We start from the raw sequence: 11,394 nt of genomic DNA, 5'->3' as shown, positions 1-11,394 counted from the left end.
TGCTCACATTTATAGCTATTATAATCGCTATATACTCATGCTACTATACATTATCATTTATCATAATATTACTAAAGCATAACAAGATTTTTAAATACACAAACCTCAGAATCATCTTAATTAACAACATTCATCATAAGATATTATCATCAATGAAAATACTACTAATTACCACACTATTACTTACAGCTGCAATTACTACTTTTATTATTACGCCATTAAGTGTAAAGATAAGTGAAGGTTATTTAGAATATAGGATTCCGTATGATGTAATTATTTTTAATAATTACAGATTTATAGATAGAGTTGAGGATATACCACAAATAAATTATTCTTTTGTAGATGAGATAATTATTAAAAATAATATTGAAATACAAGAAAGTCTTGCATTGGAAAGTTATTTTATATGGGAAAAAGATTTTTCAAGTGAAGATACAAGAGAAACAAAATGGGATTTCCCTCGAACTTCTATAAGATTAAGCGACTTTAATAAATTACGTAGGATGCTGGACTATGAGCCAATAACGCTAGGAGCAAATGAATTTGCAATGCACATAAGTAATGAGGAGACTATAGAAAGGTTTCAATCCAGAGTGGAGACAGAATACATACAATTAGATAATAAACAAGTAGTCATAAACAGCAAAAAAGTTTATAATGATTCATTAGGAGATTATTTATTCAATAGAAATAATTCAGATATAATGATTTTGCCAGATAGTATATGTGATAACTTACTTTTAGCAACAACGGGATACTATTTAAATACAGTAACACCAGTACCATATGATTTATGTTCCTCAATTTCAAGAGAAATAGAAGATACTTTTGAATTAAATTATCCACATTTATTTGAAAAATACGAAGAAAAATATATGCATTATAGAGATTATCAAAACTTTATAGGCAGTAGGCTAAAGGTAGAGGAGACAAGTGACATTATAGTCTCAAATATGATGATAAGGATGCTAGGAATATACATAGGTATTGTATTTTTTATAATTTGTCTCACAATATTTTCAATTCATCAAATAACTCATTATTCATCAAATGCTATGACATACAATAAACTTCATCAAATAGGTGTAGATCAAAAAGCAATTAGTCGTCTAATTAATACACAAGTAGGTATTTATTTTACTATACCCATACTATTCTCAGTATTATTTTCAGGAATATTAATTGAAACTTTTTTGATTAGATTTGGATATAAAGTCGATAGTTACATAGGGATAAATTCTTTTATCTATAGTGTTATTGTACCAATAAGTATTATTATTATTATTATAGTGCTATATTATATAGGAACTATTAGTTTTGCAAAAATGCAGTTAAAAAATGTAGTTAATAAATAATAAGGGAAAAAATTACAGACAGAGGATAGATTTTTAAACTTTTATTTTATATCACCGGACATCAGTGAGACTTCTAAGCTACCTATTGAAGAGCTACCTGTTACTTATGATTATTATACACAAAGAGCCTTGCAAATCGCAAGGCTCTTAGCTACGTCATCTATGTCATTATCTTTCAGAATGACTGAAAGGTTCTCCAGAAGCTTTTGGTGCTTGTGATGATTTAGAGAAGACAACAAGTGCTAATAAAGTCATCACATATGGGAAGATTTTAAGAATAACTGGAGGAATAGCTTGGAATTGTGGTAATACATCTGATACGTTTGAAATAGTCCAAGCTGTACCAAAGAATAGTGTTGCAGCAACAATAGCGAGTGGTCTCCATTGACCAAAGATAAGGGCTGCAAGTGCAAGGAATCCAAATCCTCCAACGGTACCATTGAATTCACCAGCAAAAGTTACGAGGTAGATGGCACCACCTAGGCTACCAAGGGCGCCAGAAATGATAACACCAATGTAACGCATTTTAAATACATTAATCCCAGCAGCGTCAGCAGCGTGAGGATTTTCACCACAAGAGCGTAGTCTAAGCCCAAATCTTGTTTTGTAAAGAAGGTAACAAGTTAGAGCAATGATGATCATAACGACCCAAGTTGTAATGTAAGAGTTCTTAAAGAATAAGTCTCCAATTACAGGGATATCTTTTAAAACTGGAATATCAAATTTAGTAAATCCTTTAACACGAATTGTACCACTACCTGTAATGTTACGTGCAAGGAATAGTGTAAGTGAACCAGCCATCATATTGATTGCTGTACCACTAATAACTTGGTTGGCACATAAGTTGATACTTGCAAAAGCATGTAGGAGTGAGAAAATACCTCCAACTACAGCTGCTACAAGAAGTCCAATCCACACAGGCGCATTGCTACCAGGTGGGAAGACCGTTTCTAAAGATATAATGGTTAAAGCGCAGGCAAATGAGCCAATAATCATAAATCCATCAAGACCGATATTGATAACACCACTTCGCTCACAATATAGAGCACCTAGTGCAGTAATAAGAAGCGGAATAGTTAAGGCTATAGCATAAGGAAAGATTTGAACAAGTGTCTCCCACATAATTTACTCATCCTCCTTTTTCATTTCTTTGTCTAAGATTAGCGGTACAGGTTCAGTAGTAGAAGTATTTGGTAGAGTAGTAGCTACACTTTCAGCTTCAGATGCCACATTGTTTGCTTTGTCATGACGTTTCTTAAGAAGACGGTCAAGCCAACCTTCTATAAGCATACTTGTTGCAGCAAAGTAGATAATCGTTGCAATAATGGTATCTGCAATTTCTGGTGGAATCTTGGTTGCAGCACTCATGAAGCCACGACCTGAGTAAAGGACACCAAAGAATAAAGCAGCAAGAAGTGCACCAATTGGAGTATTTGCACCAAGAAGGGCAACAGCAATACCATCAAAACCTTGAGTTGGGATAACGCCTAACTGGATACAAGATGCATTACCTGTGTAGTGAACAACACCGGCAAGACCTGAAAGTCCACCTGCAATCATCATAGAGAAGATGATGTTTTTGTTCACACTGATTCCAGCATATTCAGCAGCATATCGATTAAAGCCTACGGACTTAAGTTGGTAACCAAAGGTTGTTTTGTTTAAGATAAAGGCGATAACGATAACACCTAAAAGGGCAATGAAAATCCCAAGGTTGATATAAGAACCATTGAACAAATTTGAAATCCAATCAGCTTGAAGTGTTGCATTAGGTGTAAGCAGACGGGACTCTGTTTCCATAGTGCCTGTAAATCGGGATTTTACAGCGTAATACACAACCCAGTTAGCAATCCAGTTCATCATAATAGAAGAAACAACTTCGTGTACGTTGAACTTGGCTTTAAGTAATCCAGGGACAATACCCCATACAGCTCCACCAAGCATACCTGTAATAATCATGATTGGGAGGAGAATAGGAGATGGCAACGTAGGGAAGCTAAGGCCTACTGCAGTGGCACAGAAACCACCAAAGAGCATTTGCCCAGGCGCACCAATGTTAAATAATCCTGTTCTAAATGCAAAAGCTACAGAAAGACCTGTTAAGATAAGAGGGGTAGCTGTTGCAATAGTATTCCCAATACGTTCAATGTTTTTTAGGCCCCCTTGTATAAGGAAACTAAACCCTTTAATTGGATTGTGTCCTGTCATCATCATAAAGAGTGCACCAACAAGGAGTCCGAGGAAGATAGAAATCAAAGAGACGAATAGCTTTTTATATCTACTCATTTGCTACAGCTCCTTTCACACCAGCCATCATAAGGCCTATTTCATTTTCATTTGTTGTAGCAGCATCGACAATACCAATGAGTTCGCCGCTATTGACAACTGCAATTCGATCAGAAACATTTAAGACTTCGTCGAGTTCAAGAGAAACCAGTAAAACGGCTTTCCCTTTATCACGTTGTTCAATAAGACGCTTATGAATGTATTCAATAGAACCAACATCTAGACCACGTGTAGGTTGGACGGCAATTAATAAGTCAGGATTTAGTTCAATCTCACGACCGATAATAGCTTTTTGTTGGTTACCACCAGAAAGCGCACGAGCAGGTGTACTTGCACCTTGCCCAGCACGTACGTCAAAAGCATCCACAATTTTCTGTGCATATTTATGAATAGCGGAGAAGTTGAGAATACCATGTTTGGCAAAAGGTGCTTTGTTGTAACGTTCAAGAATCATATTTTCTTCTATCGTATAGTCTAGAACAAGCCCACGTTTTTGGCGGTCTTCAGGAATGTGAGCCATACCACTTTCAATACGTTCACGGATAGGAAGTGAAGTGATATTCTTATCTTTAATAAAGACTTGGCCATTTTCTATTTTACGAAGCCCTGTGATCGCTTCAATAAGTTCTGTTTGTCCATTGCCTTCTACCCCTGCAATACCTACAATTTCACCAGCATGAACTTCAAGATTGAAGTGCTTAAGACCCATGACTTTCTTGTTATTGAGGACAGAAAGATCCTCTACTTTGAGAATGGTTTCTTTTGGAGTAGAAGGAGATTTATCGACTTTAAAACTAACATTTCTGCCGACCATCATTTTCGCCATATCGGCTTCACTTGTTGTTTTTACATCGACAGTGCCTATGCATTTACCACGGCGAATAACAGTGCAGCGGTCAGCTACTGCCTTAATTTCTTTTAACTTATGAGTAATGATAATAATCGATTTACCTTCTTTAATAAGGCCTCTCATAATTTCCATTAAATCTTCAATTTCTTGTGGTGTCAGTACTGCAGTTGGCTCATCAAAGATGAGAATATTGGCATCACGATAAAGCATTTTCATAATTTCTACTCTTTGCTGCATACCAACAGAGATATCTTCAATTTTGGCGTAAGGGTCAATATTAAGGCCATATTTAGTAGAAAGTTCAGCGACACGTTTAGCAGCACTTTCTATGTCTAGTATTAGACCACCATACTTTTTAGGTTCAATACCAAGGACAATATTTTCAGTTGTAGTAAAGTTATGAACAAGCTTGAAGTGTTGATGAACCATACCAATACCTAGTGCAGTTGCAATATTAGGATTAGTAATTTTAACTTCTTTACCACTTAGCTTAATTTGACCTTTATCCGGTTGATACATACCAAAGAGCATACTCATAAGGGTAGATTTTCCAGCACCATTTTCACCAAGGAGGGCATGAATCTCGCCTTGTCTTAGTTGAAGTGTAATATTGTCGTTGGCAACAATCCCTGGAAACTCTTTACGTATACCAAGCATTTCAATAACATATTTCATAGTGTACCTCCTTTTAAGTTTAATTTCAAAAAAAAAGGCGGTCGAACCGCCTTTTTTACTTATTTAATAAGACTATTATCATCGTTATTATCAGCGACAGTAATTTTTCCATCTTTTAATTGTTGTGCAATGTCAGTAACAGTTTTTTCTGTTTCATCACTTAAATTTGGATTTTCATTAGGGATACCAACACCATCATTTGTGATATCAAATGTAAGTGTTTGACCGCCAGGGAAAGTACCGTCAAGTTCAGCTTTGATCATGTCGAAAGAAGCATTTTCAATACGTTTAACAGCTGATGTTAAAACACATGATTTTGTATTGTCCCCGTCATAGAAACCTTCTGCGTATTGGTCTGTATCTACACCAATAATCCAAGCTTCTTTACCTTGAGCTGAACGTTCAACACCTTCTTTGATTGCGCCAACACCAACACCACCAGCAGCACAGAAGATAGCTTTTACGCCCTTGTCAAACATTTGAGCTGCAAGTTGTTGACCAGCAGGAACGTTGTCGAATGAACCTTGATATACTACGTTAGATTCTTCGATTGTCATGTTTGCGCCAAGGTTAGCATTTGCGTAAGCAACACCTTGTTGGAAGCCCCAGTTGAATTTTTGAACAGCAGGGATTTCCATACCACCGATGAAACCTAAAGCACCTTCTTTAAGTTCTACGGCTGTGGCAACACCAGCAAGGAATCCAGATTGATGTTCTGCAAAGTAAATAGCAACTGTATTATCAGCTACATTATAGTTGTCGTTACCATCTTGTGGCGCACCATCAAGAATAACGAATTTTGCATCTTTGTATCTATCTTGAGCTTTTAAAATTGATGTTTCAAATTTGAAACCAGGTGTTACGATAAATTTGTAACCTGTATCATAGAGATTTGCGATTTCTTTTAAGTACTCAGCTTCAGTAGTGCCAGCTGGTTTAAGGTAGTTTGTCTGAACACCAAGTTCTTCGCCAGCACGAATGATACCTTCCCATGTACCTTGATTGAATGACTTGTCATCAATAGTACCAGCATCTGTAACCATACCAACGTTTAATTCTACAACTTCTGGTTTAGCTTCTTCAGCAGGTTTAGATTCTCCTTCAGGCGTACTTTGTTCAGTCGCAGGGTTGCTATCCTTTGAAGGTGCACTTGAGCAACCGGTAAATGACAATGTAGCCATCATACCACACATTAATAAAGCTAAAAATTTCTTTTTCATGACTTTCACCTCTATACCCTTTTGGTAAATTATATGTAGGCTAAACAAGCATTAGAAGAAAAACTTAGAGAAAAGATCTTGTTTACCCCAATTAATCATACATGATAAATATAATAAGTTCAAGATACTGTGTCGATATATAATAAAATGTTTTGATATGAAAATAAATAGCTAATCGTAAGGCGAAAATACCCTTTTAATCATATAATTTTAGTAGAGGAGGAGAGAGGAAGTTATAAAATATGAAGCCAAGAATAAATTCTTTTTATTTGCAAATAGAAGATATGTTGTATTACACAATAGGGCAAGACCCTAATGTAAGGATTAGAAGGGTGCAGGTTCGTTCAGAAGAAGAGGCCTGTATTTGTATAGAGGTAAGGTATTATAATCAGGCACAAGCTTTAAAAAGTATTATGCCAGAATACTATGAGTGGGGGATGCAAAAGATTTATGTTCACGTTTTATGTGGAGATCATAGTGTGACACTAAGTTGTTCTGGAAATAACAATCAAAGAGCAGTTGCTAGTTCCTTTTGCACAGCACTAGCAAGTAATGACTTCTTTGTGGGGGTTAAGTTGAATGAACAAGGATTTCTTCCTATTAAAAGTAGTATAGAAGTATATATATATCCTTGTTTGGTGCCTATTCGTTGCGGTGGAGACTGTTATAATGAACAAAGTTTGGTACAAGTTTTTGCTGAAGTACTCAAAAGGGAATTTGGCCTGATTATTCGGACAGAAGTCTTGATTAGGAGCAATGCAATCCGTAAAGGGAGAAAAGAATGTTTGTACTGTGTAGGCAACCAAAGACGCTAAGAAGAACAAAAGGCAAGTCTATATTTTGAAAAAAACATGTGGTATTATACGTAGTAAAGAGCGTAAGGGACAAAGGAGAAAAAAGATGGATATTATTAAAATCTTACAAGAAGAGCTACAAATTAAACGTTCACAAGTTGAAAATACTATTGGACTTATAGAAGAAGGCAACACGATTCCTTTTATTGCAAGGTATCGTAAAGAAGTAACCGGGGGATTAAACGATGAGGTATTGCGTAAGTTCCATGAGCGCTATACATACCTTCAAAACTTGGAAGCTAGAAAAGAACAAGTTATTCGTTTGATTGAGGAGCAGGGCAAACTAACAGAAGAACTTAGAAACCAAATTGTTAAAGCGCAGACGGCTACAGAAGTAGAAGACCTTTATTTGCCTTACAAAACCAAGAAGCGTACACGGGCAACAATTGCTAAAGAAAAGGGATTAGAGCCTTTAGCCAAGATTATCCTAGAGCAAAAAGTTGAGAATCTTGAAGCTGTTGCAAGTGAGTATATAGATGAAGAAAAAGGTGTATCAACAGTCGCAGAAGCCCTTCAAGGTGCAAGTGACATCATTGCAGAAAGTATCAGTGAAGAAGCAACCTATAGAAGCTTTATTCGTAAAGCAACTTTCAATGAAGGAATGATTGTCACCAAAGTTAAGGATAAAGAGAAAGATGAAAAAGACGTTTTTGCTATGTACTATGAGTACAGTGAGAAAGTGAAGGCGATACCTGGACATCGTATCCTTGCCATCAACCGTGGAGAAAGTGAAAAGATTTTGACGGTTAAAGTAGAAGCACCTGTAGAGAAAATTCATCTGTACTTAAATAGACAAATTCTTAAAGCTAAAAGTACTGTAGAAGATTATCTAGTAAGTGCAATTGAGGACAGTTATAAACGTCTTATTGCACCAGCTATTGAGCGTGACATTCGTAACGAATTAGCTTTAAATGCAGAAGATGGTGCACTTGATGTATTCAATAAGAATCTCTATCAACTTCTTATGGGAGCACCTATTAAAGGACACACTGTTATGGGAGTAGACCCAGCTTTTAGAACAGGATGTAAGATTGCAGTTATTGATGCAACAGGGAAGAAATTAGATAACACGGTTATCTATCCAACTGCACCACAAAACAAGACAGAAGAAGCTAAAAAGGTACTTAAAGCTTTAATCGAGAAGTATGATGTAGACCTTCTTTCTATTGGAAATGGTACAGCATCTCGTGAGACAGAAAAGTTTGTAGCAGAGATGTTAAAAGAAATTCCTAAGACTATCCACTATGTCATTGTCAACGAAGCAGGGGCTTCTGTATACTCAGCTTCAAAACTTGCAACAGAAGAGTTTCCAAATGATGACGTAGGGGTAAGAAGTGCAGTTTCTATTGCAAGACGTCTTCAAGACCCTCTTGCAGAACTCGTTAAAATCGACCCTAAATCTATAGGTGTAGGTCAATATCAACATGATATGAATCAAAAGCGTCTTGAAGAAAACTTAACAGGGGTTGTTGAAAAGTCTGTTAATGAGGTAGGTGTAGACCTGAATACGGCCTCTTCATCTTTACTACAATATGTGGCAGGGATTAAGAAGACAGTAGCCAACAACATTATTGCCTATAGAGAAGAGACAGGTAAGTTCAAAACTCGTAAAGAAGTGCTCAAAGTCAAAGGCTTAGGACCAAAGGTATTTGAGCAATGTGCAGGGTTCTTACGTGTGCCAGAAAGTAAGAACTTCCTTGATGCAACAGCAGTCCATCCAGAATCTTACGATATGGCAAGCAAACTACTTAGCGCACTTGGTTACAACGATGCAGATATGCAAGCGGGTGGAATCAAAGGGTTAGGCCAAAAAGTAGGCGACATTGAAAAGTTAGCTGAAGAAGTGGGCGTAGGGGTTATGACCCTTGAAGATATTATCAAAGAGTTAGAAAAGCCTGGACGTGACCCACGTGAAGATATGCCAAAACCGATTCTTCATAGTGATGTCTTAGACTTAAAAGACCTTAAAGAAGGCATGAAGCTTAAAGGTACAGTACGAAATATTGTAGACTTTGGTGCCTTTGTAGATATTGGAGTTCACCAAGATGGACTTGTACACGTGTCTCAAATGTCTAACAAGTTTATCAAACATCCACTAGAAGTTGTAAAAGTAGGGGATATTGTAGATGTAACAGTTATGAGTGTGAACGTACAAACGAGCAAGATTAGTTTGACGATGAAGGAGCTTGTCACTAAAAAATAGGGCAAGTTGTATGAAAAGGGATGTTACATCTTTAATAGTCATAAGTGCTTACAAATAAAAGGTCTCTGAAAACTAGCCATTTTAAGCTAGTTTTCAGAGACCTTTTATTTATAGATATGCTATTCGTTTTGATACAAGAACTATGTATCTCGTAACAGTCTTACTCAAAAATCCAACGAAGGGAGAAAGATCTGTAAGCAATTAAATTATTAGGTTGAGGTTCATAGAGAAGACCGATATCTCCATTTTCTAGAACAGCTAGACTAGAGTAAGCAAAGAAGCGCTCAAAGCCTGTGGCATCTGCATAAGGGTTAGGTGTAAGGTTCAGTGAGCGTTCCTTAATCCACACAATGGTACCATCCTCTTGGACTTCTCCAAGGGAGATTACGCCATTAGTTCTAGAGGCATCTTCCGGTGCATTGCCAGATGGATGAGAAGAAAGGACATATTGTTTGCCTTCTTCCATGCCATCAGGATATGGGAATTTGCCTACTGGATAAGTGATAACAGACTTTTGACAGCATAGAGAAATAAGGTCTGTAGTCATTTGTACACCCCAAGTTTCCCCACCATCGTGACTCACAGAAATAGGTGTTGGTGCTTTGGTGGATTGTCTGCCAAAGGAGATGACATCACCATTTAGAAGTTCAATAAGTTGACATTCATCTACATTGTTCATATACAAGTTGCCATTGGTATTGGCCCTATGCCATGTATAGCCGTGGTCATCACTGTAGAGGGCACTTGCTTTCCCTAAAGCGTAGACTGGCATGAGCAGGCGACCATTTTTAGAAGCTTCCTTTTGATGTTGTAAAGTAAGACCAGTACCAGGACCAGTACCTAGGAAAGCATGGTCAGAGTCTACTTTGACTTGAGAGGTGATGTCATAAGGTTGTGACCAAGTCGCTCCTTGGTCTATACTTCTAGTAACCCAAAGATAAGAAGTGACCACTGCGCATAAAGGTGCTGGGTCTGTCTCATATGTTTCGTATAAAGAAGCAGGTGGTGCCACATGACGCTTTTGAACAAATACAGGGTGTTCTAGGTTGGTAGCAGGTTTTTCAAAGTTAAGATAAATATTCCCAACGTAGATGTCATGAGAAGCATCGGGAGAAAGGGATGGGTCTTCTGGCACAAGAGGTGGATAGAAACTTATGTATTCACCTTGTTCTGGAGTAGCTGCATAGTACATATCTCCCATAGTGACATACTGATATTTAGGATTATGATGTTGTGGAATATAATAGCGTGTTTTATGACCATTACAATCGTAGATCCAACCTTCTTCACGAATAGTATAGGTGTTTACACTGTTACCATGTTCACTGTGGAGAACTTGATAGGAGTTACCATCAATAGAGGTATAGCCAGTACCTGACTCTAAGTATTCAGGTGCGTGTAATCCTTTAGATTCAGGATACATGTCTACGAGCATAACAATATCCCCATTGGTAGCTTGAGTTGTCACAGCATCGATATAGAAGGCAGAGTGCCAATCATGGAAGTCTTGAGGTGCATGATGAGCGGGTAGAGAGAGAATCGTTTCGACAGGAGTAGTCCATGTTTTGCCAGAGTCAAAGCTTCTGCGCATACCAATTTCAACTTTACCCCAATCTGCACTGTCATTTCCTATATCAGAAATAGCAATAAGTACAGGCTGGTCATCAGCTTTGACAGGCTGAGCCAAAAGTAAAGAAGGGATACGACAGCCTTGTAAATTGCCCATGATAGTAGGTGAGGCTGCCAGGGTTGGACTTTTAAGTTTATCAGGATTTGTACTTGCAAATATTTGAATCATAAAATCTCCTTTTCATGTAAAATAATAGTTTATATAGATATTATAATGTAATATTTTAAAAATAGATATATAACCGTATTTGCGAAAAATTAAATGTAAAAAATAAATAATTATAATTTATTCAGAAAAGTTATTGACTTGTCCAAGTCTATG

Annotated in this window: 8 protein-coding genes; 3 read left to right on the top strand and 5 right to left on the bottom strand. The window is 37.0% G+C overall.

Annotation, left to right across the window (positions count from 1 at the left end):
• Positions 1 to 1,355 (top strand): hypothetical protein (locus tag RRY75_RS12760; protein WP_332717096.1); only part of this gene is annotated, 1,355 nt, incomplete at its 5' end.
• Between the two features lie 168 nt (positions 1,356 to 1,523).
• On the opposite strand, the gene RRY75_RS12755 is transcribed toward RRY75_RS12760, so the two are convergent.
• From RRY75_RS12755 to RRY75_RS12740, 4 genes are read right to left on the bottom strand one after another with little or no spacing between them, the layout of a single operon-like run.
• Complete coding sequence (locus RRY75_RS12755; protein ID WP_332528504.1) at positions 1,524 to 2,477, bottom strand: ABC transporter permease; 954 nt, start codon at positions 2,475 to 2,477, stop codon at positions 1,524 to 1,526.
• Positions 2,478 to 2,480: 3 nt separating this feature from the next.
• Positions 2,481 to 3,641, bottom strand: a complete 1,161-nt coding sequence (locus RRY75_RS12750) for an ABC transporter permease (protein ID WP_332528505.1) — start codon at positions 3,639 to 3,641, stop codon at positions 2,481 to 2,483.
• Positions 3,634 to 5,166 (bottom strand): ABC transporter ATP-binding protein, encoded by a 1,533-nt coding sequence (locus RRY75_RS12745; protein WP_332528506.1) that lies wholly within the window; start codon positions 5,164 to 5,166, stop codon positions 3,634 to 3,636. Before RRY75_RS12745 ends, RRY75_RS12750 begins: the two co-directional genes overlap by 8 nt.
• Positions 5,167 to 5,225: 59 nt before the next feature.
• Positions 5,226 to 6,386 carry a BMP family lipoprotein gene (locus RRY75_RS12740; RefSeq protein ID WP_332528039.1) on the bottom strand — a complete coding sequence of 387 codons (1,161 nt, stop codon included), beginning with the start codon at positions 6,384 to 6,386 and terminating at the stop codon, positions 5,226 to 5,228.
• A 242-nt stretch (positions 6,387 to 6,628) separates the two neighbouring features.
• Between RRY75_RS12740 and RRY75_RS12735 the strand changes: the two genes are divergently transcribed.
• Together RRY75_RS12735 and RRY75_RS12730 are read left to right on the top strand one after the other, a co-directional pair.
• Positions 6,629 to 7,201 (top strand): hypothetical protein, encoded by a 573-nt coding sequence (locus RRY75_RS12735; protein ID WP_332528040.1) that lies wholly within the window; start codon positions 6,629 to 6,631, stop codon positions 7,199 to 7,201.
• Between the two features lie 85 nt (positions 7,202 to 7,286).
• Complete coding sequence (locus RRY75_RS12730; RefSeq protein ID WP_332528041.1) at positions 7,287 to 9,443, top strand: Tex family protein; 2,157 nt, start codon at positions 7,287 to 7,289, stop codon at positions 9,441 to 9,443.
• A 160-nt stretch (positions 9,444 to 9,603) separates the two neighbouring features.
• On the opposite strand, the gene RRY75_RS12725 is transcribed toward RRY75_RS12730, so the two are convergent.
• Positions 9,604 to 11,241 (bottom strand): sialidase family protein, encoded by a 1,638-nt coding sequence (locus tag RRY75_RS12725; protein ID WP_332717089.1) that lies wholly within the window; start codon positions 11,239 to 11,241, stop codon positions 9,604 to 9,606.
• Positions 11,242 to 11,394: the final 153 nt, after the last annotated feature.

Source organism: Niameybacter sp. (assembly GCF_036655075.1).
In the GTDB taxonomy this organism is placed as follows: Bacteria; Bacillota; Clostridia; order Lachnospirales; family Cellulosilyticaceae; genus Holtiella.
Note: the sequence above shows the minus strand (reverse complement) of the source record. Positions and strands in the feature narration are given on the sequence as shown.